Origin of the sequence: Meiothermus hypogaeus (assembly GCF_003574035.1) — a bacterium.
GTDB classification, from domain to species: Bacteria; Deinococcota; Deinococci; order Deinococcales; family Thermaceae; genus Meiothermus; species Meiothermus hypogaeus.
Genome location: NZ_QWKY01000008.1, coordinates 22,002 through 48,546 on the forward strand (window position 1 = coordinate 22,002; position 26,545 = coordinate 48,546).

39 protein-coding genes and 2 pseudogenes are annotated in these 26,545 nt (G+C 62.1%); 26 read left to right on the top strand and 15 right to left on the bottom strand.

Annotation, left to right across the window (positions count from 1 at the left end; genetic code table 11):
- The first annotated feature begins 203 nt into the window (after window positions 1–203).
- From Mhypo_RS03475 to Mhypo_RS18855, 5 genes and pseudogenes are all read left to right on the top strand, one after another.
- Window positions 204–584 (top strand): helix-turn-helix domain-containing protein, encoded by a 381-nt coding sequence (locus tag Mhypo_RS03475; RefSeq protein WP_170148203.1) that lies wholly within the window; start codon window positions 204–206, stop codon window positions 582–584.
- Window positions 585–589: 5 nt separating this feature from the next.
- Entirely contained in the window at window positions 590–1,243 is a 654-nt protein-coding gene (locus Mhypo_RS03480) for an IS630 family transposase (protein ID WP_240637105.1), read from the top strand.
- A 78-nt stretch (window positions 1,244–1,321) separates the two neighbouring features.
- Complete coding sequence (locus Mhypo_RS18490; RefSeq protein WP_240637096.1) at window positions 1,322–1,927, top strand: transposase; 606 nt, start codon at window positions 1,322–1,324, stop codon at window positions 1,925–1,927.
- Window positions 1,914–2,225 (top strand): hypothetical protein, encoded by a 312-nt coding sequence (locus Mhypo_RS03490; protein ID WP_240637097.1) that lies wholly within the window; start codon window positions 1,914–1,916, stop codon window positions 2,223–2,225. The genes Mhypo_RS18490 and Mhypo_RS03490 overlap by 14 nt, the downstream gene beginning before the upstream one ends.
- Window positions 2,226–2,258: 33 nt before the next feature.
- Window positions 2,259–2,474: pseudogene (locus Mhypo_RS18855) on the top strand (IS256 family transposase); the annotation flags it as partial.
- Here Mhypo_RS18855 and Mhypo_RS18495 read toward each other — a convergent pair.
- Genes Mhypo_RS18495 through Mhypo_RS03500 form a run of 3 tightly spaced genes read right to left on the bottom strand, consistent with a single transcriptional unit; the run spans window position 2,453 to window position 3,269 of the window.
- On the bottom strand, window positions 2,453–2,581 hold the full coding sequence (locus Mhypo_RS18495) for a transposase (RefSeq protein ID WP_240637098.1): 129 nt from the start codon (window positions 2,579–2,581) through the stop codon (window positions 2,453–2,455). The pseudogene Mhypo_RS18855 and the gene Mhypo_RS18495 sit on opposite strands and share 22 nt — an antisense overlap.
- Window positions 2,578–3,021: a type II toxin-antitoxin system VapC family toxin gene (locus Mhypo_RS03495; RefSeq protein ID WP_119339913.1), complete on the bottom strand. Its 444-nt coding sequence runs from the start codon at window positions 3,019–3,021 to the stop codon at window positions 2,578–2,580. Before Mhypo_RS03495 ends, Mhypo_RS18495 begins: the two co-directional genes overlap by 4 nt.
- Entirely contained in the window at window positions 3,018–3,269 is a 252-nt protein-coding gene (locus Mhypo_RS03500; protein ID WP_119339914.1) for an AbrB/MazE/SpoVT family DNA-binding domain-containing protein, read from the bottom strand. The genes Mhypo_RS03495 and Mhypo_RS03500 overlap by 4 nt, the downstream gene beginning before the upstream one ends.
- 225 nt (window positions 3,270–3,494) lie before the next feature.
- Here Mhypo_RS03500 and Mhypo_RS18500 point away from each other — a divergent pair, with 225 nt between their 5' ends.
- Window positions 3,495–3,953 carry an excalibur calcium-binding domain-containing protein gene (locus Mhypo_RS18500; protein WP_240637099.1) on the top strand — a complete coding sequence of 153 codons (459 nt, stop codon included), beginning with the start codon at window positions 3,495–3,497 and terminating at the stop codon, window positions 3,951–3,953.
- Complete coding sequence (locus Mhypo_RS03510) at window positions 3,943–4,242, top strand: cytoskeletal protein beta 5 (protein WP_119339915.1); 300 nt, start codon at window positions 3,943–3,945, stop codon at window positions 4,240–4,242. The genes Mhypo_RS18500 and Mhypo_RS03510 overlap by 11 nt, the downstream gene beginning before the upstream one ends.
- Here Mhypo_RS03510 and Mhypo_RS18860 read toward each other — a convergent pair.
- Entirely contained in the window at window positions 4,191–4,664 is a 474-nt protein-coding gene (locus Mhypo_RS18860) for a transposase (RefSeq protein ID WP_420845994.1), read from the bottom strand. The two genes, Mhypo_RS03510 and Mhypo_RS18860, sit on opposite strands and share 52 nt — an antisense overlap.
- Between Mhypo_RS18860 and Mhypo_RS03520 the strand changes: the two are divergent.
- The 4 genes and pseudogenes from Mhypo_RS03520 to Mhypo_RS03535 all read left to right on the top strand — a co-directional run.
- Window positions 4,550–4,918 (top strand): annotated as a pseudogene (locus Mhypo_RS03520) (magnesium chelatase subunit ChlI family protein); the annotation flags it as partial. The gene Mhypo_RS18860 and the pseudogene Mhypo_RS03520 overlap by 115 nt on opposite strands.
- A 43-nt stretch (window positions 4,919–4,961) precedes the next feature.
- Window positions 4,962–5,207, top strand: coding sequence for an AbrB/MazE/SpoVT family DNA-binding domain-containing protein (locus Mhypo_RS03525; protein ID WP_119339918.1), 246 nt, complete (start codon window positions 4,962–4,964; stop codon window positions 5,205–5,207).
- Window positions 5,207–5,641, top strand: a complete 435-nt coding sequence (locus Mhypo_RS03530) for a PIN domain-containing protein (protein WP_119339919.1) — start codon at window positions 5,207–5,209, stop codon at window positions 5,639–5,641. The genes Mhypo_RS03525 and Mhypo_RS03530 overlap by 1 nt, the downstream gene beginning before the upstream one ends.
- 38 nt (window positions 5,642–5,679) lie before the next feature.
- Window positions 5,680–6,090, top strand: coding sequence for a hypothetical protein (locus tag Mhypo_RS03535; RefSeq protein WP_371862150.1), 411 nt, complete (start codon window positions 5,680–5,682; stop codon window positions 6,088–6,090).
- On the opposite strand, the gene Mhypo_RS18025 is transcribed toward Mhypo_RS03535, so the two are convergent.
- Complete coding sequence (locus Mhypo_RS18025) at window positions 6,071–6,211, bottom strand: hypothetical protein (RefSeq protein WP_170148204.1); 141 nt, start codon at window positions 6,209–6,211, stop codon at window positions 6,071–6,073. The two genes, Mhypo_RS03535 and Mhypo_RS18025, sit on opposite strands and share 20 nt — an antisense overlap.
- Before the next feature lie 230 nt (window positions 6,212–6,441).
- On the opposite strand from Mhypo_RS18025, the gene Mhypo_RS03540 reads away from it, so the two are divergent.
- The 6 genes from Mhypo_RS03540 to Mhypo_RS03565 all read left to right on the top strand — a co-directional run bounded on the left by Mhypo_RS03540 (window position 6,442) and on the right by Mhypo_RS03565 (window position 10,409).
- The gene (locus tag Mhypo_RS03540) at window positions 6,442–6,762 is read left to right on the top strand and encodes a hypothetical protein (protein WP_147075568.1); all 321 of its coding nucleotides are present in this window, start codon (window positions 6,442–6,444) and stop codon (window positions 6,760–6,762) included.
- A gap of 110 nt (window positions 6,763–6,872) precedes the next feature.
- Entirely contained in the window at window positions 6,873–7,595 is a 723-nt protein-coding gene (locus tag Mhypo_RS03545) for a radical SAM protein (protein ID WP_170148205.1), read from the top strand.
- 25 nt (window positions 7,596–7,620) lie between these two features.
- Complete coding sequence (locus Mhypo_RS18865) at window positions 7,621–8,013, top strand: SPASM domain-containing protein (RefSeq protein WP_119339922.1); 393 nt, start codon at window positions 7,621–7,623, stop codon at window positions 8,011–8,013.
- On the top strand, window positions 8,010–8,693 hold the full coding sequence (locus Mhypo_RS03555; protein WP_119339923.1) for a class I SAM-dependent methyltransferase: 684 nt from the start codon (window positions 8,010–8,012) through the stop codon (window positions 8,691–8,693). The genes Mhypo_RS18865 and Mhypo_RS03555 overlap by 4 nt, the downstream gene beginning before the upstream one ends.
- A 1-nt stretch (window position 8,694) precedes the next feature.
- Window positions 8,695–9,945, top strand: a complete 1,251-nt coding sequence (locus tag Mhypo_RS03560) for an MFS transporter (RefSeq protein WP_170148206.1) — start codon at window positions 8,695–8,697, stop codon at window positions 9,943–9,945.
- Complete coding sequence (locus Mhypo_RS03565; protein WP_119339925.1) at window positions 9,942–10,409, top strand: GNAT family N-acetyltransferase; 468 nt, start codon at window positions 9,942–9,944, stop codon at window positions 10,407–10,409. The genes Mhypo_RS03560 and Mhypo_RS03565 overlap by 4 nt, the downstream gene beginning before the upstream one ends.
- A gap of 355 nt (window positions 10,410–10,764) precedes the next feature.
- On the opposite strand, the gene Mhypo_RS03570 is transcribed toward Mhypo_RS03565, so the two are convergent.
- The 3 genes from Mhypo_RS03570 to Mhypo_RS03580 form a co-directional block, all read right to left on the bottom strand.
- Window positions 10,765–11,358, bottom strand: coding sequence for a glycerol-3-phosphate acyltransferase (locus Mhypo_RS03570; RefSeq protein ID WP_119339926.1), 594 nt, complete (start codon window positions 11,356–11,358; stop codon window positions 10,765–10,767).
- A 50-nt stretch (window positions 11,359–11,408) separates the two neighbouring features.
- Window positions 11,409–12,371 carry a prohibitin family protein gene (locus tag Mhypo_RS03575; protein ID WP_119339927.1) on the bottom strand — a complete coding sequence of 321 codons (963 nt, stop codon included), beginning with the start codon at window positions 12,369–12,371 and terminating at the stop codon, window positions 11,409–11,411.
- A gap of 122 nt (window positions 12,372–12,493) precedes the next feature.
- Window positions 12,494–12,745 carry an FmdB family zinc ribbon protein gene (locus Mhypo_RS03580; RefSeq protein ID WP_119339928.1) on the bottom strand — a complete coding sequence of 84 codons (252 nt, stop codon included), beginning with the start codon at window positions 12,743–12,745 and terminating at the stop codon, window positions 12,494–12,496.
- A gap of 150 nt (window positions 12,746–12,895) precedes the next feature.
- Here Mhypo_RS03580 and Mhypo_RS03585 point away from each other — a divergent pair, with 150 nt between their 5' ends.
- A complete protein-coding gene (locus tag Mhypo_RS03585; protein WP_119339929.1) occupies window positions 12,896–13,441 on the top strand; it encodes a 5-formyltetrahydrofolate cyclo-ligase in 546 nt (181 codons plus the stop codon).
- 69 nt (window positions 13,442–13,510) lie between these two features.
- On the opposite strand, the gene Mhypo_RS03590 is transcribed toward Mhypo_RS03585, so the two are convergent.
- The 4 genes from Mhypo_RS03590 to Mhypo_RS03605 form a co-directional block, all read right to left on the bottom strand.
- Entirely contained in the window at window positions 13,511–14,506 is a 996-nt protein-coding gene (locus tag Mhypo_RS03590) for a LysM peptidoglycan-binding domain-containing M23 family metallopeptidase (RefSeq protein ID WP_119339930.1), read from the bottom strand.
- 96 nt (window positions 14,507–14,602) lie between these two features.
- A complete protein-coding gene (locus Mhypo_RS03595) occupies window positions 14,603–15,997 on the bottom strand; it encodes a serine hydrolase domain-containing protein (RefSeq protein ID WP_119339931.1) in 1,395 nt (464 codons plus the stop codon).
- A gap of 19 nt (window positions 15,998–16,016) precedes the next feature.
- Window positions 16,017–16,382 (bottom strand): HepT-like ribonuclease domain-containing protein, encoded by a 366-nt coding sequence (locus Mhypo_RS03600; protein ID WP_119339932.1) that lies wholly within the window; start codon window positions 16,380–16,382, stop codon window positions 16,017–16,019.
- 7 nt (window positions 16,383–16,389) lie between these two features.
- The gene (locus Mhypo_RS03605; protein ID WP_119339974.1) at window positions 16,390–16,680 is read right to left on the bottom strand and encodes a nucleotidyltransferase family protein; all 291 of its coding nucleotides are present in this window, start codon (window positions 16,678–16,680) and stop codon (window positions 16,390–16,392) included.
- Between the two features lie 93 nt (window positions 16,681–16,773).
- Between Mhypo_RS03605 and Mhypo_RS03610 the strand changes: the two genes are divergently transcribed.
- Genes Mhypo_RS03610 through Mhypo_RS03620 form a run of 3 tightly spaced genes read left to right on the top strand, consistent with a single transcriptional unit; the run spans window position 16,774 to window position 18,449 of the window.
- Window positions 16,774–17,337 carry a cob(I)yrinic acid a,c-diamide adenosyltransferase gene (locus Mhypo_RS03610; RefSeq protein WP_119339933.1) on the top strand — a complete coding sequence of 188 codons (564 nt, stop codon included), beginning with the start codon at window positions 16,774–16,776 and terminating at the stop codon, window positions 17,335–17,337.
- A 24-nt stretch (window positions 17,338–17,361) separates the two neighbouring features.
- Window positions 17,362–18,147: a cobalamin-binding protein gene (locus Mhypo_RS03615; protein WP_119339934.1), complete on the top strand. Its 786-nt coding sequence runs from the start codon at window positions 17,362–17,364 to the stop codon at window positions 18,145–18,147.
- A complete protein-coding gene (locus Mhypo_RS03620) occupies window positions 18,144–18,449 on the top strand; it encodes a hypothetical protein (protein WP_119339935.1) in 306 nt (101 codons plus the stop codon). The genes Mhypo_RS03615 and Mhypo_RS03620 overlap by 4 nt, the downstream gene beginning before the upstream one ends.
- On the opposite strand, the gene Mhypo_RS03625 is transcribed toward Mhypo_RS03620, so the two are convergent.
- The gene (locus tag Mhypo_RS03625) at window positions 18,439–20,202 is read right to left on the bottom strand and encodes a WD40 repeat domain-containing protein (RefSeq protein WP_240637101.1); all 1,764 of its coding nucleotides are present in this window, start codon (window positions 20,200–20,202) and stop codon (window positions 18,439–18,441) included. The genes Mhypo_RS03620 and Mhypo_RS03625 overlap by 11 nt on opposite strands.
- A gap of 148 nt (window positions 20,203–20,350) precedes the next feature.
- On the opposite strand from Mhypo_RS03625, the gene Mhypo_RS03630 reads away from it, so the two are divergent.
- Window positions 20,351–21,268: a biotin--[acetyl-CoA-carboxylase] ligase gene (locus tag Mhypo_RS03630; RefSeq protein WP_119339975.1), complete on the top strand. Its 918-nt coding sequence runs from the start codon at window positions 20,351–20,353 to the stop codon at window positions 21,266–21,268.
- A gap of 12 nt (window positions 21,269–21,280) precedes the next feature.
- Window positions 21,281–21,877 carry a biotin transporter BioY gene (locus Mhypo_RS03635; protein WP_119339937.1) on the top strand — a complete coding sequence of 199 codons (597 nt, stop codon included), beginning with the start codon at window positions 21,281–21,283 and terminating at the stop codon, window positions 21,875–21,877.
- Here the strand turns inward: Mhypo_RS03635 and Mhypo_RS03640 are convergent.
- A complete protein-coding gene (locus tag Mhypo_RS03640) occupies window positions 21,849–22,112 on the bottom strand; it encodes a hypothetical protein (RefSeq protein ID WP_119339938.1) in 264 nt (87 codons plus the stop codon). The two genes, Mhypo_RS03635 and Mhypo_RS03640, sit on opposite strands and share 29 nt — an antisense overlap.
- A complete protein-coding gene (gene aroQ / locus Mhypo_RS03645; protein WP_119339939.1) occupies window positions 22,109–22,549 on the bottom strand; it encodes a type II 3-dehydroquinate dehydratase in 441 nt (146 codons plus the stop codon). Before aroQ ends, Mhypo_RS03640 begins: the two co-directional genes overlap by 4 nt.
- A 159-nt stretch (window positions 22,550–22,708) precedes the next feature.
- Between aroQ and Mhypo_RS03650 the strand changes: the two genes are divergently transcribed.
- The 3 genes from Mhypo_RS03650 (at window position 22,709) to Mhypo_RS03660 (ending at window position 26,173) form a co-directional block, all read left to right on the top strand.
- Window positions 22,709–23,284: a LutC/YkgG family protein gene (locus tag Mhypo_RS03650; RefSeq protein WP_119339940.1), complete on the top strand. Its 576-nt coding sequence runs from the start codon at window positions 22,709–22,711 to the stop codon at window positions 23,282–23,284.
- A gap of 190 nt (window positions 23,285–23,474) precedes the next feature.
- Window positions 23,475–24,896, top strand: a complete 1,422-nt coding sequence (locus Mhypo_RS03655; protein ID WP_119339941.1) for a sigma 54-interacting transcriptional regulator — start codon at window positions 23,475–23,477, stop codon at window positions 24,894–24,896.
- 59 nt (window positions 24,897–24,955) lie between these two features.
- Entirely contained in the window at window positions 24,956–26,173 is a 1,218-nt protein-coding gene (locus tag Mhypo_RS03660; RefSeq protein ID WP_119339942.1) for a vWA domain-containing protein, read from the top strand.
- Window positions 26,174–26,545 lie beyond the last annotated feature (372 nt).

The following is a 26,545-nucleotide window of genomic DNA, read 5'->3' on the forward strand; positions in this document are numbered from 1 at the left end:
CCTACCCTCCCCTGCTAGGGGAGGGCAAGGGTGGGGTTGTCTTGGAAAGGCAAATCCCCAGGTATAGCCATCTCTACGACGGTGTACTTAATACACAGTCGTAGAAATACCCGTACACTGAGAACATGTAAAAGCAACTATACCCAGTACAGCTGCAAAGGAAAGAGCGCAGCAGCCTGCTGCACCTGTGCAAAAAGCGCACCGTGGAGGTACGGGTCTACAAACGGGCCCGAGCCCTGCTGCTGGCCCATGAGGGGTTCAAGGATCAGGAGATCGCTCAGCAAGTAGGCCTCAGCCGCGTCACCCTGGTCAACCTGCGGCGGCGTTTTCAGCAAGAACGCCTCCAGTGCATCTACGACCGGCCTCGCTCAGGACGCAAGCCCCTGTTCGATGGAAATCTGCGGGCCAAGATCACCGCCCTGGCCTGCAGCGACCCTCCCGAGGGGTATGGCCGATGGAGCTTGCGGCTGCTGGCCGATCGGGTGGTGGAGTTGGGCTGGGTGGAGGGTATCCACTTTGATACGGTAGGACGCATCCTCAAAAAAACCAACTCCAACCCCAACAGGTCAGAAGCTGGTGTCTAGGCAAGCTGGACGCGGGCTTTCTGGCCCGGATGGAGCACCTATTGCACCTGTACGCGCTCCACCTGTACGCGCTCCCCTATGATCCCGCGTATCCCCTGGTCTGCTTTGACGAACGCCCCTGCTTCCTGATTGGCGAGGTACTGAGTCCTGTGCCGATGGAGCCAGGGCAGGCTAAACGGCAGCACTACGCCTACCAGAAGAACGGAAGCTGTAGTCTGTTCGTGGCCTTTGAGCCGGCCACCGGGCAGCGCTGGGTTCAGGTCTATGCCCGGCGAAGCGGCCGGGAGTACACCCAGTTCATGCAGTATCTGCAGAAGCAGTTTCCCCAAGCCCAGCGGATTCGCTTGGTGCAGGATAATCTTTCCACCCACAGCCCCGCCTCCTTCTATGCCCATCTGCCCGCGGAGGAAGCCTTTGACCTAATGGAGCGGTGTGAGTGGAACTACACCCCTCCCAGGGCTAGTTGGCTGAACATGGTGGAGATCGAGCTGTCGGCCCTCTCCCGGCAGTGTTTGCAGCGCCGGATTGGGACACAGGAAGCGTTAGAGCGGGAGGTACGCGCCTGGGTGGCTGAGCGCAACCGACGGAGGGTCACGGTGCGCTGGCAGTTCACGGTACACGATGCCCGGCAAAAGTTCGCCAATAAATATGTGGCGTAAAGGGAATAATACGACGGTGTACTACGCCAATTCGGAAAAGGACTTGACACCTACTAGAAAATAAGGGACAGGTTAGCCATGCGATACTACCCGTCCCTGCAAGAGATTGTAGCAGCCATAGAAGCCCTGCTGTTGCCCAGACGCAAGAAAGCCCCGCAAGGACGTAAGCCCTGCTACAGCGATGAGCTCATCATCGCCCTGGCTGTCTACCAGCATCTCTGGCGCTTCCGCTACGCCCAGGTTCTGCTGCTCTGGCTGCGAAGCCAGGGGGAGCCAGTCCCTGCACCCTCTACCTTCTGTGAGCGCAAAGCCCAGCTGCTCGGCCAGATGGTGCTGGCCGTCAAGGCCCTGGCGGCTCTGCTAAACCCTCCGCTGCGCCTGCGCATGGATTCCAAGAAGTTGCCCACCGCTGCCCTGGCGCGGGCTAAGCGGGTTAGACTCCCCGGCCGTATCGGGCGGGATCATGCCAACCGCACGCACTTTTACGGATTGCGCTTGCACGCCCAGGTGGACGACCGGGGCTATTTGCGCCGGGTGCTGTTGCGCCCGGCCCAGGAGCATGATGTGACGGTGGCCGTGCGGCTGCTACGGGGGTTGAAGTATGGGGTGGTCCCAGGAGACAGGGGCTACCTGAGCCGAGGGCTCAAGGCGGAGGTGGCCCGAACGGAACATGCGGCCCCATAGCGAGCGGGAGCGGCGCCTGAGTACCGGCCTGGCCGGACCGCTGGAGCGGCTTCACTTGTTGCGAGGGCATCGGATCATCGAGAGCGTCTTTTCCAGCCTGGATCGACTGGGGCTGAGCGAACGCCCCTACCGCAAAACCCGGGGGCTGATCTTTCACATCTATGCGGTATTGCTGGGCTACGGTCTGCTCAAGCGGATGGAGCACGACCTCGCCTGGAAGCTCCTGATCTCTTATGGGCGCAGGTTGGAGATAGGGTGGGGTCGTTTTTCCGAATTGGGGCTGGGGAAAATTGTGTAAAGGGTGCTGAGGATGGATAGGAGGTTGAGGAAGATGCCGAAGGCAAAGGAACGTGGCGGGGGCAAGCCCCTGCAGACCCAGGCTCCAGACTGGCTGGACGGCCTAGTGGACGAACTCTACGGCCGCATGGCCCAAGGGGAGCATCCGGGCTTCGCCTTCCTTCTAGAGGCCCTGTTCAACAAGGTCATGGAACGGGCCCGGGCCCGCTTCCTGGCCTCCCTGAAAGGTCAGGGGAGCAGGCCAACTGGAGTGAGGAGGGTGCGGAATGTGGGGTGCAGGAAGTCGCGGCGAACATTGGCGATGCGGGCATAAATGCGCTGAACTCTTGCTTTCTTCCAGTTGCTGCTGAACTTCACGCCTTCTTCCCCGCTACAAGAACCACGGCCTCAACGTCTTGGCCCAACCTGCGGAAGTGGCTGGGGTTGAGGGTGAGCAGCCGCTCGGCCTTGGCCTTGAGGGCAGCTTGGGCGATCAGGGCATCGTAAATGGCTCCGCCCACAAGGTTCAGCTTTTCCAGCCGCTGCAGCACCGCCCGGTAATCGGCTGCGCTCAGGGCTATGGTCTGGAAGCCCCGGAGGTTTTCTTCGATGAGCTGTAGGGCTACCGGGGGCGGGATAGCGGGGCGCAGGGGCAGGCGGGTCAGCACCGCGTACAGCTCGGCCAAGGTATGGGTGGCTACCACGCCGTCGTGAGCCCCTTCGAGGGTCTGCTCGAGCCATTCCCAAGCCGCGGTGTGGGCCGGGTGGGACTGGACAAAGGCAGCAACCAAGCTCGAGGTGTCGAAGAGTAGCTTCATCGGGAGAGTTCGTCCAGGCGTTCTTCCCTCAGATGGTTCAGGGCTTGGCCGAGGTTCGCCGTGGCCCCGCTCTCCACCACCAAGACCCGTCCCTTGCGGCGCAAAGGGGGTGGGGTGCGCTGAGGCAGCAAGGTCAGCTTGCCGTCCTCGAGCTGTACCTCGAGGACATCATCAGGCTTCAAGTCCAGGCGCTCGCGCAGCTTTTTGGGGATAAGTATTCGCCCAAACTTGTCCAGGGTGATTTGCATATTGCCAATATTAGCATATTTTTGCCAAATTGACCTTCATTGCCGTCCCCCGGCTAAACTGCGTGATGACTCCTCGGACTGGAAGTCCGCTGCTTTGCACAGCAAACACGTCCTTGTGGCTTCTCGGTTCACAAGGCACAGGCTTGCGCCCGTGACCACGGGACGGCCCATGCCGTTCCCATCCCCGCAGGCCCCGTCCAGGCCTGGTGGCGTAGTTTCGCAGCGATGGCCGGGTGGCCACCGCCCCTCCTCCAGCCTTCGGCTGGGCAGATCTGTCCGAGCCCAGCAAAAACCTTGACACCCCGCTTCGCGGCGAAAGAAGCTTCGCGGTCGCATGTAGCTTCGCTGACCCATGTATCCAACGGACTAGTTGCTTGGCCCGAAGGGCCAACACGTCTTGAAGGTCCGGGGGATTATAGCTCCCCCACACCCCCTCTTTGCTCTAACCCCAGGGACGACCCCCTCTCGGGACGGGCTGCGCCCGTACACCAGAGAAACCCGGCCAACCCGCCTACTACCGGGACGCCGCGGCCCTCGAGTCCCCCTACCCCCGCACCCTCGGGCGCCTACTACCGCAATTGCGCCGAGGCCCGCGCGGCTGGGGCCGCTCCCATCTACCGAGGGCAGCCGGGATACCGGAAGGGGCTGGATCGGGACGGCGACGGGGTGGCGTGTGAGCGCTGAGCCGTTGCTCGGGCCGCAAGGACGCGGGCGGCTTGAGGCTGTTCTGCGCAAAGCGCTCGAGGAGACCAAAAGTCTGGAAGAGAATATCCAGAAAGCTCTGGTGGCGCTCGAGGCCCTGGAGCAGGAAGACCGGGCCCTCGGCCTGCTGTACGCCTCCATACCTCGTCTGGGGCACAAAGTTCTCGAAGAAATCCTTCTGGAGATCCAGCCGCGGCTGGTGGCGCTCTGCCACCCCCTTCAGGAGGTGCTGGAAGAAGTATCAGCGGGACGGGGCGAAGGGGGTGCATAACCCACCAGCATCCGCTCCACCTCCGCCCACACCCCCCGGCTCACCCAGTTCCTATAGTGCCAGTAGACCATCTTCCCCGGTGGGTAACCCGGAGGAGTATCCCCCCAGGGCCGCCCCTCCCGCAACACCAGGAAGATGGCCTCCACAAGGGAGCGCCTGGCGTAGCGGGGTGGGGCTCCCTTGCCTTTGCCCTGAACCAGGGACGCTAACCGCTGCCACAGCGCATCGGGTAGGGGATAGGGGTAGCGAGGGTCAGGAGCCTCTCTTGAGAAGGTTGCGCTTCCCGTATACCCACCTCCAGGCCGTCCCGCTGCTCGACCTCTTCGATCTGGTGGTAGAAGTGCCGCGCCTGACGCCGCAGGAGTTGTCCCGGGCCCCCGAGGGGGAGTCCACCGCGCAGGTGCGGGTGCGGGTGCTTGCAGCCCGAGAGAGGATGAAAGCCCGCCAGGGGAAGCTCAACAGTAAGCTGCTGGGCTGGGTCCTGCGCCAGCACACCCCCCTTTCCCCCTCCGGTGAGGCCCTCTTACACGCGGCTACCAAACGCTTAGCCCTCACCGCCCGCAGCTACGACCGCATTCTGCGGACAGCCCGTACCATCGCCGACCTGGCAGGGGCCGAGAACATCCAGGAGGCCCACCTGGCCGAAGCCTTAACCTACCGGCGGGGGTTGGGGTGAGGGCTCATGGGTATTTATCTGATTTTCTGCTATTCTGAAATACGTGAAGATCATCGCCCAACTCTCGCCCAGGGGCCAGGTGACCCTGCCAGCCGCCATACGGAAGGCCCTGGGCCTCAAAGCAGGAGATGCCCTGCTGCTTAGGGTAGAGGAAGGAAGGGTAGTGCTGGAACCGGCCCAGGTGCTCCCTGTGGAAGCCTATACCGAGGAGCGTATCCGGGAGTTCGCCCAGGCCGCTGAGGTAAGCGAGGAGGAGCTGGCGGCCTTCCGAAAAGCCTGGGGGCTGTAGTGCGGGTTTTTCTGGACGCCAACGTGCTCTTCTCGGCGGCGCTGGGGGGCGAGGTGTTCCAGCTGATCTGGCTTTTGGTTGAGCAGGGGCGGCTCGAGCTGTTCACCAGCCCGCTGTGCCGTATGGAAGCGACGTTCAACCTCGAGCGCAAACGCCCCCAGGCTGCACCCCGGCTCCCCTTGCTGATGCAGCGGGTACAGCTGGTGGCAGAGCCCGAGGAAACCGACCCTCATTCCGATGAACCCCTGAAAACCCTGTTCCAGTCGCTACCCGAAAAAGATCGCCTGGTGCTGCAAGCTGCCCTGTGCGCGCAGGCCCAGATCCTGCTCACCGGCGACCTCAGGCACTTTGGCCCCCTGATGAACCGGGGAGACCTGCCCTTGCGGGTGCTAAGCCCGGGGGATTTCATCCGGCAGGTACGGCCCGGCCCCTAATACCGATTCCGACCATCCAGTTGGGCTATACTCCCGCTATGGACGCCCTGGCCCTTTACCGGCGGGGCCGCTACCGGGAGGCCCTGGCGCAGGCTCAACAGCGGGGTGAACTCAAGCCCGCTGCGCTGGCCTTGCTTGCCCTGGGTAAGGTTGCCGAGGCCCAGACCATTTTGGAGACCTGGCAGCCCCAAGAAAGCGTTGCCGAGGCCGAACGCCTCACCCTGCTGGGCTTTGCCGCCTTCCGAAGGGGCGATCCCCTCACCTACCGCCGCCTGGCCCTGGCCGCGGCCCAGGCAGCCCAGACCCCCTTGACGCTGTACCACCTGGCCCAGAAGCTGCCGGACGACCTCACCCTCTGGGAGGCCCTGCTGGCGCGCCTGCCCGAGCAAGACCCCCGCTACCCCGCGGCCCGATCCTGGGTTAAGAGGCTCAGCGCCCGGTACCGCTAGGCCCGCCGGAGCGCACCACCCCCGGGGGCGGGCAGTCGGGGTGGGTGCAGGCGTAGCCCAACTCCTTCCAACCCAAAGCCAGCAGGAGCAGCAACAACAAAAACCACCTCACCCTGCGCATACCCTCACCCTAGCAAGGGTAAGGTAACCAAAACCGTCAAAAGGTAACCAAAATGAGTTAAGAAGGTCACCATTCTGAGAGGGGGTTTGGTTACCGGGGGGGTGGTAGGGTGAAAGTGCCCTAGGGACTTCAAGTGCAAGGGGGTGAAATCGCATAGTGCATATTGATTTGTATAAATGACGACAAAGAGCATGGTGGCAAACGAGATACGACAGAGAGGTTTGGTGCATATGGAAACCGTAAAGGATCTCGAGGCTAAAATGGCGGTTGCGACTGACCCTGTGACACGGGAGGCAGACGAGCTTTTAGTCGAGCGCCTGAAATTCGACCATGAGTTCGTTACACGCTTGCTTCTGAATGCTGATGTCAAGGGGCTTATCGCCGAGGCGGGCTTTGAGTCTTCGCCCAAGATGCTCGGCTATGTCGAAACGGCCATTAAGAAGATCCGCACCTACATCACCGATCAGGTTCACGGCCTGGAAACTAAGAAGGAACAAATCCATTCCACAGTAGCCGTAATTAACAGCGGCAACAGTGCTGTTGACTGGTGAAAAAAAGTGATGGCGTTTATGTAGTCCAAGAATAGGGCTCACCAACAGTCCATTCTTGGACTACATATTGGCTCCTTGGGAGCCAACGCCCGATGAACAACGAGGTGGTCATGGACGAAGTGCTCTACTACCCCGAACTTGTGCGCCTAGATGCTACCTGGCGCTGCAACCTTCGCTGCAAGCACTGCCAAACTGGTATGTTCCGTGAGCCGGGAAGTCACTACAGCGACCTTTCAACTGAGGAACTAGAGGAATTATTCAAGCAACTAAGTCGACTGGGTACCAAACAGGTCGGATTCCTTGGCGGGGAACCCCTGCTTCGGCATGACCTGGTGAGCTTGGCGAGAACCCTTCACAGCTTAGGTATACGTCCTTCCATCACCTCTAACGGATGGTTGATCAATGATCGTATAGCGTACGTGCTAACGCAGGAGGTACCTGTAGACATAGCTGTGAGCCTGGACGGCCCTGACCACTCAAGGCACGATAACATTCGTGGTAAAGGAAGCTTTGAGAGAGCCGTCAAAGCGCTTCAACGATTGGTTAATTACCGTGGGAGATCGCGTACGGTTTTAATCGGCATCAGCGCGGTTATCCATCGATATTGTCAAACTAACGTCATCGAATATCTCGATCTAGCTAACGAACTCGGCGTGGACTACATGGTGATGGCTATTGTGCATCCAGTGGGTACTGCTAAGCAATACTGGGATGAGCTGAGTATCGACCAGGGACAGGTTCTCCCTCTGGCCCGCACTATTTTGAAGCACTTCCAGTCAGGCAAATTCAGCTTTTCACTGCGCCTTAACTTTACTTACTCCCGCTATGCGTGATCTGCTGAGTGGTGAAGGCTGATCCTTGAGAGGTATTGCACCTTACTACGACCGCGCCGGCTTATATGAATGCTATATTCAGTGTGACGGTCGGGTTTTCCCTTCACAGAAACTATCCGAGATGGTTCCAGAAGCACTAGCCTCCGCTGCTCATCTTGGCCTCGACTTTTCGGATAACTCGATTCGCAATAAGTCTATGCAGGCTATCTGGTTCGGTCCTTCCTTTGAGGCTTACCGTCGACTGGTTCTAAGCAAGGTGCATATTGCCAACTATCAGTCCTGCCAGCGTTGTCCATTCTCGCAAAGTAGCTGTTTCCCCACGGCCGTGCCGTTTTTAGAAGGCGCCCCTCATGCGCAAGATATTTGCGCATACCTCTATAACTCAGGTCTCGGTCCGTTTCACTCAAAGGTTGCATGAACGGTGATCCTCGCTACCAGATAGCCTACTCATCAGGTATGGCTTTCCTCAACCCGCATGACCCGGACCTGTGGTTGCTGAGGCTGGCCAAAAGATTGCACCGCGGAGCTACCGTGCTAGAGATTGGCTGCGGTGAAGGGTTCGAGGCATCTGCGCTGGCTCAGCTGGGGCTGGAAGTTATCGCTATCGACGCGAGTCCCTGGGCAATCCGTCGTGCGCAAGAAGCTCACGGCAACAGCAGAGTGCGTTTCCAGGTCGGACTCTGGCCTGATGACCGATCAACCCTCGGTAAATCTTTTGACCTCGTAGTGGATATCGGCTGTCTACATACAGTCGAAGTCTCCCTAGAACGTGAGCGATACCTGAAGGCTGTCGGTGATGCACTCACACCTAAAGGCCAGTTCTACTTCCGCATCGGTACCGATGAACTTACTGCGAACGCGAACTTTGTTCGACGCCGCCCTCCCTCGCTGCCCGTATGGTGGGAGCTGCCAACTGGCGAGACGCTTGTGCTGCCAGCGCCCGCTAGGGGCTGGCGTCCGTCCCAGCATGAGTTGGAGGCGGTCTTTGCGGATGCGGGTCTAAGGATTTTGAATTTTTCGCTTGTCCGGGGGATCACGTACCCCTGGGAATATGCCGGTATTGCGGTTAGAGAGCCTTTTAGCGAATCGGGGGTCTAACTTGAGAGCAAATCCCATCCGTGCCTGGTTAAACCGACACTACCCTGCGCTGGAGCACCCCCTGTACGTCCGGCTGCTCTGGGCCACCGCTTTCTCGAGCCTGGGCAGTCAGTTCACGGTACTGGCCCTGAGTGTGGCTGTTTTCACCGCCACCGGGTCGGTGGCCTCGCTGGCTGGCGTATGGGCGGTGCGGGTGGCCTCGAGGCTCCTGATCCAGCCTTTCACCGGCGCCCTGGCCGACCGCTGGGATCGGCGCCAAACCCTGGTGGGGGGCTACCTGCTGAGCGCGCTGCTCTCGGCCAGCCTGATCCTGGTGCTCATCGAGCCCCTGTTGGTCTATCCCCTGGTCTTCCTGATCCAGAGCGTGGAAGGCCTGGTGAGCCCCACCATGGCTGCCGTGGTACCCTCCTTGGTTCCCAAAGAGACCCTGGTCTCGGCCAACGCCCTGAGGGTGGTCCTAACCAAGGTTACCGCCTCGCTGGGCCTGGCCCTGGCCGGCCTGCTTTACGGCCTGGTGGGCCCGGTCTGGCTGTTCATCTTCGACGCCCTCACCTTTGCCGGTGTGGCCTACGCTGTGCTCGGCCTACCGTCGGCCCTGGTTACAGTTCCCAGCCGACGCGGCGGCTCCGTTTGGGCCGAGGCGGCCGAGGGGGTACGTTTTGCTGTGACCCGCCGAACAGTAGTCATAATTTTGGCGCTCTCCATGCTCACATCCTTGTTCTGGCGGGTGGTGGAGATCGTGATGGTGCCCATCTCACTGGAGGTGGCCCAGATTGGGGCCGCGGGCCTGGGGCTCTTGTATACCAGCCTCACCCTGGGGGGCGTGGTCGGGGTGGCCACTCTGGGGGCCCTGAAGAAGGGCATACCCGGCCTTGCCTGGGTTGTCTTGCTCAACACCCTGCTGGCTGTACCCATGCTGCTGGGAGCGACCTTCCCCACGTTTCCGATGCTTCTGGCGGTTTTCTTTTTGAGCGGTATCCTGTTTGACATATCCGGCGTGGCCACCCAGTCGCTGTTGCAGGCGGTAGTGCCCAAGCATTTTCTGGGGCGGGTTTTCAGTCTGGTGAATGTGAGTCTGGCCCTGGGCGTGCTGCCGGTACTGGCGCTGGTGGATCCGTTGGTGCGTTGGCTGGGCTCTGCTGGGGCCTTGCAAATCACTTCGCTGGCTGTTTGCAGCCTGGGGGTTGTGCTGTACATTGCTGCAAAGGTTCGTGACGGTTCGGTAGAGAAAATGGAGGAGCCTGCAGGATGATTACGACTCGTCGGGAGTGTGTACAGCTGCGGCCCGTGGCTCTTAGCGATGCAACTGCAATCCAGAGGTGGTACACCGAGCCGCAGGTGGTGGAGTATGCCATCATCCAGCCATTCCTGGGGTATTCCCTCAGTGAGGTACAGGATCTGATTAAGAAGTGGCTTGGTCGCGATGACCGCAAGCTATACGTGGTGCAAGCCTTGAAGCAAAATTGTGATGCTGGCCTGGTATTTCTAGAACATATTGACTGGAAAAACCGTGCTGTGAAAATTGCCTTGCTCATAGGCGAGCCCGAGCTGCGGGGGCTTGGCTTAGGCCAGGCCGCGCTTCGCTGCGTGGTTCAACTGGGTTGCCACGACTGGGGGCTCCATCGCTTGGGAGCTAACTGCCTAGCCACTAATACTGGATTCAAAAAGACAGTTTACAAAACCAAAAACCCCATAGGCTGTCTTTTTGAATCCTAGAGCACGCCCCTCCCTTGAGTACCGGCGCTAGCCGGGGGCCGATGGCCCTTCACTGTCGGTCGGCGAAGAAAGCGTCTCCCTTCCAAGGGGCGGTATCGCCCTCCGCTACGCGGATAACTTCCAAGGGGCGGTATCGCCCTCCGCTACGCGGATAACTTCCAAGGGGCGGTATCGCCCTCCGCTACGCGGATAACTTCGGCCCTGTTGATTCGTTACCAAACGGTAACGAATCAACCGAATCTGGTATCACTGCCTCCCACCTTCTAGTGTTTGGCAGGTGTTCAAGCAAAAGTGGTCTGAACCCCCTCAGGAAAGCCTGCCCGGTTGGTGCCTGAGCACTGGGGCGGTAAGCAGCTCATGGCCCGGATTTTGCCTTGGGCTTGGCGGGCAACTGCCCCGGTGGGCGGTTCCACTCGGCTAGGTGCTTGAGCAGGATGGGCACCGCCACACCAAAGCCAAACCATAGGTAGCCGAGGCTACCCCCAACTGCGCTCGAGGCCAGCGGAAAGGCCAGTGCGGCCAGTATCACGCTCCGGTAGGGGTTGCGGGTCAGCAGGTAGGCCAGCCCAAAGGCCCCGCCCGCCATGGCCAAAAGCCAGGGGTTGATGGCAAACAAGGCCCCCAGAGCGGGAGCAATGCCCTTGCCGCCGCGCCCCAGCAGCCACACCGAGTAGCAGTGTCCCAGCACGGCCAACGCGCCCCCCAGCAGCCCACCCCCGGGGTCGCGGGCCAGAAATTCGCCCAGCGCAACTGCCATAAGGCCCTTGGCCACGTCCAGGCTCATCACCATCAGCCCGGGTACTGCACCCAGTACCCGCCAGGCGTTGGTGCCCCCCACATTGCCCGAGCCCTCGGCGAGGAGGTTTTTGTTTTGCAGAACGCCAAACCAGTAAGCAAAGGGCAACGAGCCAAACAGATAGCCAGCCAGGGCCGCATACACCCATTCCATACCGCACAGGCTACCAAATGGCCCGGCCCATCGCTCTGCCAGTCCCGCTTTTAGCGTGCGGGTTGGGCGGGCTGAGCGGGGCTTTGCAGGCTCCGCAAGTCGAGCAGGAAGTTGCCCGTGGTGGGCACCATAATGGTCTGGATATTGGGGGCCAGCTTTTCGGCCACCGTAAGCTGAACTACCTGGGGGCTTTGCCGCAGGGCTTCGCCGCGCAGCCGGATGGCCTGGGCCTCGCCTTCGGCCCGCAAGATGGCGGCGTCGCGTTCGCCCTTGGCCTGCACCACTGCCCGCTGGGCGGCAATTTCGGCCTGCTGGCGGCGGTTGACCTCGACCTGTACCTGTTGCTCGGCGGTCTGCTTTTCCTCAATCACCTTGGCAACCGAGGGCGGGATGTCAATCCGGCGCAGGAGTACCGAGATCAGTTCGATGTGCTGAGCGCCCAGGTCTTCGCGCAGTTCCTTGGTTACGGCGGCCTCGAGCTGGGTTCGCTGCGTACTGATGAGCTCAGCAGCGTTAAAAAGCCCCACCGCGTCGCGTACCTTGCTGCGAATTTGGGGGGTAATGAGGGTCTCGAGGTAATTGGGTCCCAGGTTGCGGTGGAGTTGCGGCGCTTCGTCCCGCTTAATGCGATACTGCACGGTTACATCTACCCCGATATCCAGACCCTCTTTACTGCGGGCATTGATGGCATCCTCCCCTGGGGTAGTGGCCCCGGATGGCGCGGGCCCCTTGGCGAGCGTGACTTCTTTCAACCGGGCGTCGTACAGAATCACGCTTTGGATGCCCGGAATCACAATGCGAAAACCTTCCCCCAGTGGCGTGGGCTGCACACCGCCAAACACATTGAACACCACGCCCACATTACCTGCCGGAACCACCACAAAGCTCTGCGAGATGGCCGCTATGGCCAGGCCGACCAGCAAGAGCGGCACCCCCAAAGCCCGCCGACCTCCAGGTTGAGCCAGCAAGAAGATGCCTAAGACCGCCACAACGATGCCCAAGAGTAAAAACATGCTCACCTCACCCCTTTCAGCTTACGCTACCAGTATCCGGGATAGAGCACCTCCTGCAAAAGAAGCAGATGAAAGCCGCAAGCTCTGGCTTGCGGCTAGAGACATCAAGCGGTAAATGCCGCTCAGTCGGCTGCGGCCGAACAAGTGCCGGTAGCGCAGCTCGAGGTTTCCTTGGCTGGAGAGGAAGCAGTGGAGGAGGCTTTGGAGTCCTTGACGTACCAACCCGTGCCCTTGAATACCACGGCCGGGGCAAAGATCAGGCGTTTGATGGGAGCGCCGGTCTCGGGGTGGTGGGTGTAGGCGGGGTCGTGGAAGCTCTGTTCGAACTCGTACTGTTCGCCGGTCTCGAGGTTCTGGTAAACGTATCTGGGCATAGCTGACTCCTGTGGGACAATTTTGTCTTGAGGGGTCACCTCCCTCACCCCGGCATTTTGACAAACAACCCTCGTGACTGTCAACGTGGGTTTTTTTATGACCGCCATAACTTTTCTTTAGCGCCACCCTCGCGTGGAATACTGGTGGGTATGAACAAGCCCGAACGCCGAAGCTGGGCCAAGGAGGTGCGCAAAGGGTTGCCGACAGCGCAGTTATCCGCGCGGGTTGCGCAGCACCTGGCCCGCTTTTTGGCCTCGCATCAGGCCCGGCATATCCTGCTCTACAGTGCATTTGGCACCGAACTCGACCCTGCCGAGCTAAAAGTGCTTTACCCTGCTACTTACTACCTACCCAGGGCCCGCACCTATCAGCTCGAGGTGCACCCCCTGCCCTGCAAGCTGGTCAAACACAAATATGGTTTCTGGGAGCCTGCCGCCGAGACCCCTAAAGTAGACCCCGAGATTCTGGATGCGGTGTTGGTGCCGGGGCTGGCCTTCGACCCCTGGGGCCACCGGCTGGGGTATGGGCAGGGCTTCTACGACCGTTTTCTGGCCCAGCTACCGCCCAGGACCCTGACCGTTGGCCTGGTAGCCGAAGCGCTGGTGGTGCCTGAACTGCCCCACGACCCCTGGGATGTGCCGGTACAGTTTCTGGCCACCGAGCAGGGGGTGCGGGCCGCGTTGGAAGCGCCGTAATGCAGAGCAGTGTTGCAAAATGTCGCAGGCCAGAAGGTTAGATGCGCCTGTGTGCGTGAGATGCCCCGTTCAAGGAACCGCCAGATACCAGGGCGCGGGGTTGGTGGGAATGCCGCGCACGCGGATTTCGAAGTGCAGGTGGGGGCCGTTGGAAAGGCCGGTATTGCCCGAGTAGCCAATCAGGTCGCCGGCCTTTATGGTCTGGCCGGGCCGCACGGCGATGCGCGAAAGATGCCAGAAGCCGCTGCACACCCCCAGCCCGTGGTCGAGGGTGACCGCGCCCCCCCGCACGAAAAGCGTTTCGGCCAGGCCCACCACGCCGGGGGCTGGGGCGTAGACCGGGGTGCCCTCGGGAACGCCGTAGTCGAGCCCCTCGTGGTAGGAGTAGGTGCGCCCCTGGTCGTAGCTACGGCGGGTGCCGAAGGGGTCGGTGATGCGGTTGGTCTGGATGGGCTTCTGGAAGGAACCATGCCACTGCTGGGGGCGGTTGAAGTCACACGAACCGACCACCCGCAGCCGCTCGGCCCGGAGCTTTTCGGGTACCAGCAGGGCCCGGCGTTCCGGGGGCAGTTGCAGGATGAAGCGTCCAAAGGTTCCGGCCACGACCCGAACCTCGAGCCTCACCGCCTCGCCGCCCACCCGCAGCAGGGCCGGGTAGACCCCAGGGGCTTGCAGGGCCGGAATCGGGAGCAAAACGCGGTTTTGCTGAATGGGATAGGTGCTGTTCAGGAAGCGCACCTCGCCCTGTACCGGCTCCGGGGCAATAATCCGGACCACGGCCAGATGGCCCTGAACGGTCTGGCGGGGCCACTCGAGGGCCTCGATGGGAGCCGGGGTCTGGGTCAGCCGGTAGACGCTAACACTGGGCTGCCCGCTAATGCGTAAAACCTGTCCCACCCGAAGCTGGGTGGGGTCGCTGAGGTTGTTGAGCACCTGTAGAGCTTCCACGGTTGTGTCGTACTGCTTGGCAATACGGTAGAGGGTCTCGCCGGGCCTGACGGTATGGGTGGTCTGGGCCCACGCCAGGGAATACAGGGTAAGGAGGGCAAAAAGCCAGCAACGCATAAGGTCAGTCTAGCGGCTAAGCGGTGGTTTGGGGTCAGGAACAGCCGAGGGTCGAATGCGGAGCCGTTTGGGCTATTGGTTAGGGGCTATCAATCCTCAAAAGCAGTCGTACTCGGGCCAGTGCCGCACGGCCTTGGTGGCGTTCTCCAGGCCCCGCCGCAACTCCGCGATAAAGCTCCAGTCGTTCCAGGGGCGGCTGTTGAAGAGGGCTGCCAGGACCACCCCCTCCGGTAGGCGCAGCAGCAGGGTACGGCTTCCGGCGAAAGCTCCGTCGTGGCTCCACTCGAGCTGCTCGGGGGGCAGGGAGAGTACTGGGGACATTTTGGCCGGTGGGTTGCGGGGGTCGCTGCTGCCCTGGCCGGAGGTTTTGCCGGGTGGCAGGGCCTGGGCCTGGGGCTGGGGAACCCGCACCCCCCAGCCCAGGGCGTAATAGCGTGGGGTCTTTTCGTACTGGGGCAGCTTGGGGCGGCGCAGCATCTCGCGCAGAGCTTCGTGGGAGAGAAGAGTCGGCCCACGCCAGCCTTCCAGGGCCACCACCAGGCGCACCAGGTCGGGGGCCGAGGCCACCAGGCCGCCGTTGGCGGTGTGGGCCTCGAGGTAGAACTCGCCATAGGGCCGGTTGACCAGGCTACCGTCCACCACCGACTTGACCAGCGGAGCACCCGGAAAATCGTAGTAGCGCACCTCGCCTTTGAGGCGGTCTTGCAGACGGGTTTTGCCCGCGCGCACACTATAAATGCCCAGCGGTTGCAGCATGGATTGCACATAGACTTCGTATGGCTGGCCGCTCAGCTTCTCGATGACCTGTCCCAGTACGGCATAGCCCAGGTTGGAATAGGCCGAGCGGCTGCCGGGGGCAAACTGGAGCTTGCGGCTCATCATGAAGGCGATTAACTCCTGGCTGCTCAGGCGCTCGGGCCGCTGCATAGCCCTGGCAATGTCGGTCAGGGTGGGGCGGAACATGGGGTCGCCGGCCCAGCCCCGATGCCAGCCCCCGGAGTGTTGCAAGAGATCGCGCAGGGTGATGTTTTTCAGGCGGGGGTCGGCTATCTGGCCGCCAAAGGGGGGCATCTTAACCAGATCGAAGGCTTTTTCGTGCAAAAAGCTGTTCAGGTCGGGATAGACCCCCCTGGACACCAGGCTCTCGCCCAGATGGAGCACTGCGACGGCCGTGATGGGCTTGCTAAGGCTGGCCAGCCGAAAAAGCGCGTCGGGTTGCACCGGTTCTTTGGTTCGCACATCGGCCAGCCCGTAGCCCCGCGAAAGCACCAGCCGCCCGTCCTTGGCCACGGCCAGGGCTGCACCGGGAATCTGGTAGCGCTCCAGGAGCCTTTGCATCACCCGGTCATAGGGCTCGAGGCTTGCCGCGCTGTAGCTGGTGATGGGGCGGCCGGAGGGATAGGTCGGCGCAGGGGGTATGCAGAGGGTCTGGGCCAGGCTCCAACCCACCAGAAGGGTCAGGCCAAAGAGCCATTGGGGAGGGCGTGTCATCTGCTTTCTACCGATTTTGTCAGGTGGTCTCCTGGAGGTTTTCCTCCAGTATGACCAGCCAGTAGGGGAGGGTGCGCTGGATCAGGTCCCAGAGAATCTCGTCCTGGATGCCAAAGTGTAGACGTCCCACCAGGTCGGGCAGGTCCAGGATGCTGCGCCAGTCGAGCTCGGCCAGCGCCTCTCGCTCGCTTTTATGCAGGGTGGCGGCAATTACGCCGATCTGCTGCAGGTTGTATCGCACGGCGTCCTGGGTGCGCCCATCGGCGGCAAACTCAGCAAACTCCATGCCGGCGGTATAGTCCAGGATGCGCTGGGCGGTTTGTTGCATCTGCCCCAGGTGCACCTGCTTCAGCAGGTGGGGGTTGGGGAGATCGGGGTTGCGCATAAGTACCCTATACCAGTTGCAGCGCATCGGCCTCGATGTGCGGACGCAGCTCGGCGGGCACCTTTTTGGCGCTGACCAGATCTACCTTGCAGCCCAGCAGGTCTTCTAGCTCGTGTTTAAGGCCGATGTAGTGTTCGAAGGTGGGAAGCTCCAGGCGCACCAGAAAATCCACGTCGCTTCTGGCATTGGCTTCGTCGCGGGCGGTGGAGCCAAACAAATACAGGCTTTTGATCTGATAACGTTCGGTCAGGCCTGGCAGGCGCTCTTCCAGAATGGCCAGCACGCTTCCCCTGCGCATGAGACCATAGTACAGCCTGGCCCTGGCGACCATCGAGGCGGGTATGTCAGTCCAGACCCACTCGAGCCCCATCGAATGGGGTTAAATGAGTGCATGAAAATCTACACCAAAACCGGCGACGCGGGCGAGACCGGCCTCTACGGGGCCGACCGGGTGGGCAAAGATCATCCTCGGGTAGAGGCCTACGGCACTGTGGACGAAGCCAACAGCGCCATTGGGCTGGCCCGCGCGGCCCTGCCCGCCGCCCATGCCGATGTCCAGGCCGACCTCGAGTACCTCCAGAACGCCCTTTTCGACCTGGGGGCCGACCTCGCTACCCGCAAGGGTGGCCCCTACGAGCGCAACCTGGCCCGCATGGACGCCGCGGATGTGGATAAGCTCGAGGCCCTGATTGACCGCTACCAGGAAGAAGCCCCCCGCTTTACCGGCTTCATCCACCCCGGCGGCCACCCGGCCTCGGCGGCTTTGCACCTGGCCCGCACCATCGCCCGCAGGGCCGAGCGCCGGGTGGTCGAGCTGATGCGCACCGAGGAGGTCAACCCGGAGGCCCTGCGCTACCTCAACCGGCTCTCCGACCTGCTCTTTACGCTGGCTCGAGTGGTCAATAAGCGCGAAGGCTTCTCTGAAGAGAAGTGGCTGGTCAAAAAGCGCAGGTAGACGGTAGCCTTCAGATATGACGGTATGCGCCTCGTAAGCCTTACCTGCTCCAACACCGAGATTGTCTGGGCCCTGGGCTGCTTGAACTGGCTTGTGGGGGTGGACAGCAACTCCGATTTTCCCCCCGAAGTGGCCCGCCTGCCCCGGGTAGGGCCCGACTTGCAAATAGACCTGGACAAGGTCGAAGCCCTGCGGCCCGACCTGGTGCTGGCCAGCCTGAGCGTGCCGGGGATGGAGCGGGTGGTGGAGGGTCTTGAAAAGCGAAAAATACCCCACCTGGTGCTTGACCCCCAGACCTTGCAGGACGTGTACACCGATATCGAGCGGGTGGCCCGGTGGCTGGGGTTGGAGCAGCAGGGCCGCTTTGTGGTGCGGGCCATGCAGCAGCAAATAGCCCAGGCCCGTGGCACCCTGCCGCACTGGGTGCGGCCCCCCAGGGTGATGGTGGAGTGGTGGCCCCGACCCATGATTGCTGCCGGACGGGATAGCTGGGTCACGCAGATGCTGGCAGCGCTGGGTGCAGAAAACGCTTTTGCCCACCTGCCGGTGCGCTCCAAGCCCCTCACCCCCGCCGAGGTGGAGGAAGCCCAGCCCGACCTGATCACGGTCTCGTGGTGCGGCGCCAAAAAACTGCGCCCGGAGGTGGTGTTCAGTCGGAAGCTGGACATTCCCGCTCTCAAGAATCGGCAGGTCTATGCCCTCGAGGAAGCCTACCTGGGCCGGCCTGGGCCGCGCCTGGCCGAGGGCGTGAAAAGGCTGGCCGAACTCTTACGAAACGTGCCGGTCTGGCAGCACGGGGGAAGGCCATGACCCCCCTCAAAGCGGTCACGCTCTGGGTGCGCCCCAAAGGCGAAGCCCCTTTGCCCGAGGCCCGGGTTTTGCTGGAGGGCCTTTTGGCGACCTTTTACGAGGCCTTTCCGGAATACGGGGGAATGCTGGTGTTTAGCCAGTCTCCGCGCCTACCCTGTTATGTGTTCGTCTATGTGCGCCAGGGCTGCACAGGTTTATACCCCAGCGCTGGGCAGTTCTTGCAGGGGCTGTTACAGCAGGCCTTTCCTCAGGCGGAAGTGCGGGCGTATGGGCGGGTCTGGCAAGAGGTGTTTAACGCCTGAACAGAGCGACCGTTCCAGCTTTTCGCAGCGTCCCGCTGCCCGCAGCCAGGCGCCCGTCCTTGCTCCAGGCCACGGCGTAGAGGGGGCGGGCAAAGCCGGGGATGGTCTCCAGTAGCTGGCCCTGCACACTCCAAAGCCGCAAGGCTTTATCCCAGCCTACGCTGGCGATCCGCAAGCCATCGGGCGAGAAGGCCAGGGCCTGGGCGGCTTCGGTATGGCCTTGCAGGGTTCGTAGCAGTGCGCCCGAGCGGGCATCCCAGAGCTTCAGGGTTTGGTCGTGGCTGGCGGTGGCCAGGGTGCGCCCATCGGGGCTCAGGGCCAGGCCGTAGATGCCCCTGGCATGGGCCATGAGGCGGCGCTCGAGGCGTACCCCTTCGGGACCGAGCGCCCACCAGGCCAGACTTTCATCGCTGCTGCTGCTATAAAGCGTTCGGCCATCCCGGCTCCAGGCCAGGCCCGTGAGGTGCGACTCGTGGGCGCGAAACTCGAGCACCTTCTTTCCCGCTTGCCAGTCCCAAACAAAGAGCAGCCGGTCGCGACCCCCGCTGGCCAGGGCCCGCCCGTTGGGGGCAAAAGCCAGGGCCCCCACCCCGTTTCCGTGGGCCCCCAAGGTCTGTAAGAGCCGCCCGCTGGCCACCTGGTAGATGCGGGTCAGGCCGTCGCGGCTGCCTGCGGCCAGGTGCCGCCCATCCGGGCTGAAGGCCAGCGCGGTAATCTCTAGCTCGGCCCCAGTGAGCCTTCGCACGGGCTGGCCCCTTTGGTTCCATAGCCAGACCTCGCCCTCCCAGCCTCCGCTGGCCAGGAGGCTGCCATCCGGGCTGAAGGTTAACACGGCCACCGAGGCCGCGGGAGGCTCCTGGGTCTGGAGCAGTGCCCCCTGCAGGTTCCATAGCCGGGCTCGCCCATCGTCGTGGCCGCTCAGAAGCTGGTTCCCGGACACCGCCAGGCTCAGCACCGAAGTGGTCTGTAGCCTTCGCAGGGGCTGCTCGCCCTGCCAGAAGATAATCTGCCCGTCCTGACCGCCACTAATGAGCTGCCCGTTGCCACTCCAGACCAGGGCGCTAACCGCAAGGCTGTGGGCCCTAAACTGCCGGACAAAGCTACCCCTGGCATCCCAGAGCTGAATTCGCCCATCGCGGTCTCCCGTGGCCAAGCGCCCATCACGCCCCCAGGCCAGGGCCCGCACCGAGAGCCGCCCCAAGAGAGGAAGGCGGCTGCCATCGCGGGGGTTCAACAAAAGCGCCCCGTCCAGCCCGCCTGCTGCCAGCAGCGTGCCATCGGGCGAGAACCCTACTCCATAGATCCAGTTGCGCCCCAGGCTCAGTTGCTGCGCCTGTCCTTGCCTTGTCCACAGCCACAGTTCCCCGTCGGCGCTGCCGCTCAGAATGTGTCCGCCGTCCGGGCTGAAGCGGGCCGACCAGACCTGATCGCGGTGCCCTTGCAGCACCCCCATGCTGGCTCCGCTGCCGGGGTTCCAGAGTCGCAGGGTGGTGTCGGCAGCACCGCTCAACAGGGTTCCATCCGGGGCCACATCTAATGTATGCACGGTGTCGGCGTGCCCGCTCAGGGTGCGCACCAAACGCCCATCGGGCCGGTAAAGCTGAACATAGGCGTCGGCCCCCACCGCCAGAACGCCACCCGGGCCTATAGCCACAGCGCTCACTGGGGCCCGATGCCCGGCCAGGAGCTGCACGGGCTGCTGGGCCAGCGCACAGGTCAGGCCCACCACCATCCAACCAAGCCATTTCCACACCCCTATAGCTTATTCAGTGGCCTGTTAGAACAGGGTGTACAAAGGAGGGAGGCCTCGAGTCCTCCGAAGGAAGGAGGGTTGGTCGGGAACGCCTTCGGGAGTAATCGCCACTTGCACTTGTCAACCCGTGAAAGGTATTTTAGTTGACGTGCCCCCACTGCTGACCCACCTCACCGACCAGTACCAGAGCGGTGAAAGCCTGGCCCGGCGGCTTGGCGTCAGCCGTGCAGCGGTGTGGAAGCAAATGGCCGTGCTCCGGCAGGCTGGATACCCCGTCGAGACCCAGCGAGGCCTGGGGTATCGGTTGGCCCCCGGCACCCCCACCCCAGCCGCCCTGGAAGCCCTGCGAAAGGGTAGCTTCGGGGCCTTTTATGCCTACCTGGGAACGGTCAGCAGTACCCAGGATGTGCTCAAAAACTGGGCCCTGGACGGGGCCGTGGAAGGCTCGGTGGTGCTGGCGGAACGCCAGGAGAAAGGCCGAGGGCGGCGGGGGCGGGCCTGGGCCAGCGAACCTGGCCACAGCCTGACCTTCTCGGTACTGCTGCGCCCCAGGCTACCCCTTTCCAGCCTGCCGCTTTTGCCCCTGGCGGCGGGGCTGGCCCTGTGCGAGGCGTGCGGGGTGGGCGGGCTCAAATGGCCCAACGACCTCCTGTCCCCCGATGGGCGCAAGCTGGCGGGGGTGTTGTTGGAAGCCCAGGTGAGCGGGGAAGAGGTGGCCTATGTGCTTTTGGGCATCGGCCTTAATGTGCACCGTGCGGCCGGGTTGCCACCCGAGGCCGCGGCCCTCGAGGAGTTTGGGGCAGTCTCCAGGGTTTTGGTGCTGGCCCGTTTGCTGGAGCGGTTGGAGGTCTGCTACGCCCGGCTCGAGGCCGACTCCCAAGGGCTTTTACGCGACTACCGGGCCAAGAGCCACACCCTGGGACACCAGATCAGGGTACAAACCCCACAGGGCGAAATCCGGGGCCTTGCTACCGACATCGCCCCGGATGGCTCGCTGGTAGTAGAACGCTCAGGTCAAACGCACCGCATCGGTGCGGGAGATGTTCAGTTGGTGGGGGTTTTGTAAAGGAGCTTAATTATGAATCCGACCCAAAGTCTGCCGTATCTACCGCTTTCCAAGTCCCTTTTCCCGGCCCGCAGCCTCACCCGCGACGTGCTGCTGGTGCTGGGGGGCAGCCTGATCATGGCCCTGGCCGCCCAGGTAGCCATTCCAACCCAGCCCGTACCTATCACGCTGCAGACCCTGGGGGTGCTGTTGGTGGGTGCGGCCCTGGGCAGCCGTTTGGGTTTTTGGGCGATGCTGGCCTATCTGGTACAGGGCCTGGTGCTCCCGGTTTTTGCAGGTGGAACCACCTGGTTCGATCCCGGCAAGCTGTTCACGGCTGGCTACCTGATTTCCTATCCTGTGGCGGCTTTTGTGGTCGGTTGGCTGGTCGAGCGCTACGGCACCGACCGCAGCCCGCTCAAGACCTTCGCCGCGATGCTGCTTGGCAGCCTGATTATCTACGCCATCGGCGTGACCTGGCTGGGTTTTGCCCTGGGCAGTGTGGGGCGTTTTTCGGGCCTTTCGGCGCTGCTCTACGCTGGGATGACCAAGTTTTTGCTGGGCGACCTGGTCAAGGCCGCCATCGCCGCAACCCTGCTGCCTATGGCCTGGCGCTTGGTTCGTCGCTAGGATCTGGATTTTCGTCCTCCCTCCCGGTGGGAGGGGGGCTTTCTTTTGGGAGACCCCTGGCCGCCCAGCGAATTACCCAGGGCATCAGGAGCTGGTAAGCCACCCCTGCCAGCAAACCCAGCGGCAGGCTGGTCAGCAGCGACAGCCAGAAGCCCTTCTGCTGGATTTGCGATACGACGCCAAAAATCCAGACGATGGCCGCTACCATGGCCACTTCCTGCCAGTGTACCTTCACGGCTGGGCCTCTAATAGGTCTGCCAGGTAAACCAGCGCCATTCTGTAAGACGTGGGGCCAAAGCCCGAAACCAAGCCTTTGGCCCCGGCTGCCGTCACCGAGCGGCTACGGTACTCCTCGCGGGCATGGATGTTGGAAAGGTGTACCTCGACTACCGGCAGGCGCTGCCCCCGGATGGCATCGAGCAGGGCCAGGGAGTAATGGGTGAGGGCCCCAGGGTTCAGAACGATGGCCTTGAAACCCTCGTCCGCGGCTTGCTGAATCCACTCCACCAACTGCCCCTCGAAGTTGGACTGGCGGCAGGCCACCCCCAGGCCCAGCTCGGCGCCCCAGGCCTCGCACAGCTCTTCTAGCTCCTCGAGGGTCGTATGACCGTATATCTCGGGTTCACGCCTGCCCAGCAGGTTCAGGTTGGGGCCGTTGAGAATCAGGATCATTTGCTTCTATGCTAAGGGGGCCGCATTGCAATGGGCAATTGCGAAACAGACATATACCCCGGGCTTGAGCATTGTTTGGTTCGAGCCAAATGTCGCAGGTTGGGGCTGGGACTGCGATCAGAAAATGGGAACTCAGGGTCTGGCCGTTATACTTGCTGTATGCGCGAGCGAATTTTAGGCCGCATCCACCGCGCCCTCGAGCACCGTCCCAAGACCCTGCTACCTGAGCCACTGCCAGCGGTCAGCCTGCCTCCTGCAGAAACCCTGACCCTCTTTACTGAGCGCCTGAGTGGGAACGGGGGCGAGGTGGTACGGCTGGAGAACCTGGAGGCCGCAGCGGAATGGCTGGGCCACTTTGCCCAGACCTTTGCCGGGGTAGCAGTAGGCCAGACCGTCCCTCCAGTGCTTCATCCTAAACTCCCAGTTTTGCCCCCCGAGGAGGCTCCGCTGGGCGTCTCCTGGGCGCTGGGGGCAGTGGCCGAGACCGGTACGGTCGTCCTGAGCAGCCAGGAAGGCCGCCGCAACCAGCTTTTGCCCCCCGCCCACCTAGTCTTTGTGCCCGAAGCCCGCATTTACCCCACCCTTTTTGAAGCCCTGAATGCCCTGAAGCCCTCGCTGCCATCGGCTATTGGGCTGCACTCCGGCCCCAGCAAGTCCGCCGACATTGGCCAGATAATGGTGAAGGGGGTACACGGGCCGGGGCGGCTGGTGGTGGCTGTAATATCTGGCAAATGAAAACCAACGCGGAGGCGAATTCCTCCATAAGCCACAAGCCACAAACCACAAGCTAATACAGCGGCCCTGGGCGCCAGACCCTTGACCTGCATTGAGCTTGCGACCTGCGATATGTGACCTGAAACCTGCGACCTGCTCAATCCCAATCTGATTTACACAATCTTGGGCCATACCGGACTACACTTGAGCAATGACCAAGGCCCGAACCCTCGGCGAACTCAAGCGCACCTACCCCCTGGAAAAGCTCCGCCGCAGCGTCAAGGACGAGGCGCGGGAAAACCTGATTGGAAAGCTTCGGGCAGGGGAGAGGCTATTCCCTGGTATCCAGAGCTACGACGACTCGGTAATTCCCAGCCTGGTCAACGCCATTCTGGCGCGGCATAACTTCATTTTGCTGGGCCTGCGCGGTCAGGCCAAAAGCCGCATTTTGCGCCAGCTTACCGAGCTCCTGGACGACGAAGTGCCGGCCCTGCCCACCGAGATCCGCGATAACCCCCTGTTCCCGCTCTCGGCCGAGGCCAAGCGCATGCTGGAAGAAGCCGGCGACGAAGCGCCCATCGTCTGGATTCCCCGCTCCGAGCGCTACGTGGAAAAGCTGGCCACCCCCGACACCACCGTGGCCGACATCCTGGGTGATATTGACCCCATCAAGGCCGCCAAGCGGGGCACCGGGCTGGGCGACCTCGAGGCCGTTCACTACGGTCTGTTGCCCAGGGCCAACCGGGGCATCTTCGGCATCAACGAGGTGGCCGACCTGGCCCCCAAGGTACAGGTGGCCCTCTTCAACATCCTGCAAGAAGGCGACGTGCAGATCCGGGGCTACCCGGTGCGCCTCGAGCTAGATGTCTGGATTGCCTTCACCGCCAACCCCCAGGACTACACCGCCCGGGGCAAGATTGTCACCCCCCTCAAAGACCGCATCGGCTCGGAAATTCGCACCCACTACCCCCGCACCCTCGAGGAGGGCCTCTCCATCACCCGCCAAGAAGCCTGGATTGCCCGCGAAGAGGGCATGTACGTACCGCCCTATGTGGCCGAGGCCTCGGAGGCGGTGGCCTTTGTGGCCCGGGAAGACAAACGCGTAGACAAGACCTCGGGGGTTTCGCAGCGCCTCTCGATTAGCCTGCTGGAACTCGTAGCCTCCAACGCCGAACGCCGGGCGTTGCTCCTGGGCGAGCATCCGGTGGCCCGGCCCCTCGACCTCTATGCCGCCCTGCCGGCCATCACCGGCAAGATCGAGCTGGAATACGAAGGCGAACTCCAGGGGGCCGAGCGGGTAGCGCGCGACCTCTTGCTCAAGGCGTTTGGCCTGGCCTATGGTGAACGGGCCCGGGGCCTGCAGGTAGACGAAATTGTGCAGTACTTTGCCGACGGCAACCTCCTGACCCTGCCCGAGGGCAGCTCTAAAGCAGTGCTGAAGGAAATGGAAAAAGTGCCGGGCCTGCTGGCTGCTGCAAAAAAATTGGAACCCCAAAACACCCCTGAAGCCCTGGTGGCCGCCGGGGAGTTTATCCTGGAGGGTTTGGCAGGCCGCCGCAAGATTGCCCGGGGTGAGGAGAGCTACAGCGCCCCTATCGAGCGGGAGCGCGAGCGGTGGGGGAGTGGAAATTGACGTACATGGTATATAGCCAGTAGCTCATAGCAGAACCAAAAAGCCATCAGCGAGGAAATATGCCTGTCCGATACTCCAAATACGAGCCCGGCTTCGACGACCTCAGTGGCGCCGACCTGATGGACATGATTCAGGACTTCCTGATGGACTCGGGCTTTTCCGACCCCTACAACCGCTACCAGCCCGACCCCAACCGAGGCCCCACCGCCGAAGACCTGATGGATGCCCTCCTGCAAGCCCTGCTGGAGCAAGACCGCATTCCCGAGGAGTGGCTGCAAGAGGCCCGCAATGCCCAGAACTTTCAGGAAACCCGACTGGGGCAGGAGTTGCAGCGCCTGATGCAGCGCCTGCAAGACGAAGGCTTTATCCGACTTCCCGGCAACGACCCCACGGAGTCGGGACAGGGCTTTCAGGGCGAGGCCCAGGACACCCGCCTCGAGCTCACCAACAAATCGGTAGACTTTCTGGGCCTCAAAAGCCTGCGTACCCTGCTGGGTTCGCTGGGCAAAAATGCCCCCGGCGCCCACGTCACAAGGCACTACGCCTCGGGGGTAGAGTCGAGCGGCGAGACCAAGCCCTACGAGTTTGGTGACCAGCCCAACATCAACATCGGCGAGACCCTCAAAAAGGTGATCATGAAGGGGCTGGAAAACATCGAAGAGGGCGACCTGACCATCGAGCTGGCCGAGTACACCGCTGCCATGAACACGGTGGTGCTGCTGGACTGTTCCCACTCCATGATTTTGTATGGTGAAGACCGCTTCACCCCCGCCAAGCGTGTGGCCCTGGGCCTGGCCCACCTGATTCGCACCCAGTACCCTGGCGATCAGGTGCGCTTTGGTGTGTTCCACGACAGCGCCGAGGAGGTACCGCTGGGCCGGCTGCCCACCGTGCAGGTCGGGCCCTATCACACCAACACCGCAGAAGGGCTCAAGCTGGCCCGCAAGATGCTCAAAAAGATGAGCGGCGAAATGAAGCAGATCATCATGATTACCGACGGCAAGCCTTCCGCGCTCACCCTGCCCTCGGGCCAAATTTACAAGAACGCCTGGGGCCTCGACCCGGTGATTCTGGCTGAGACGCTGAAGGAGGCCACCCTGGCCCGCAAGGAAGGTATTCCCATCCACACCTTCATGCTGGCGCGAGAGCCCGAGCTCCTGGCCTTTGTCAAGAAGCTGACGCAAATTACCAAGGGCAAGGCCTACATGACCACGCCGGGGAATATCGGACGATACGTGCTGATGGACTTTTTGAACCGCAAGGTGAGCCGGAACTGAAATCTCGAGGCAGTCATATCGCGCCTTTCACAGACGTAGCTGCCCATCCAGGCGACCACTGGTTTTTACAGGACAAAGCTTTCTTGAAGTCGGATGGCTCAAAATAGGTGAAGAGCGCACTTAATACCGGATTCAAAAAGACAGTTTACAAAACCAAAAACACCAGAGGCTGTCTTTTTGAATCCTAGAGCACACCCCTCCCTTGAGTACCGGCGCTAGCCGGGGGCCGATGGCCCTTCACTGACGGTCGGCGAAAAAGGCCTCACCCTTCCAAGGGGCGGTATCGCCCTCCGCTATGCGGATAACTTCGGTCGGGTTAGTTCGCCACCCTTTGGTGACGAACTAACCGAATCTGGTATAACTCATCCTTCC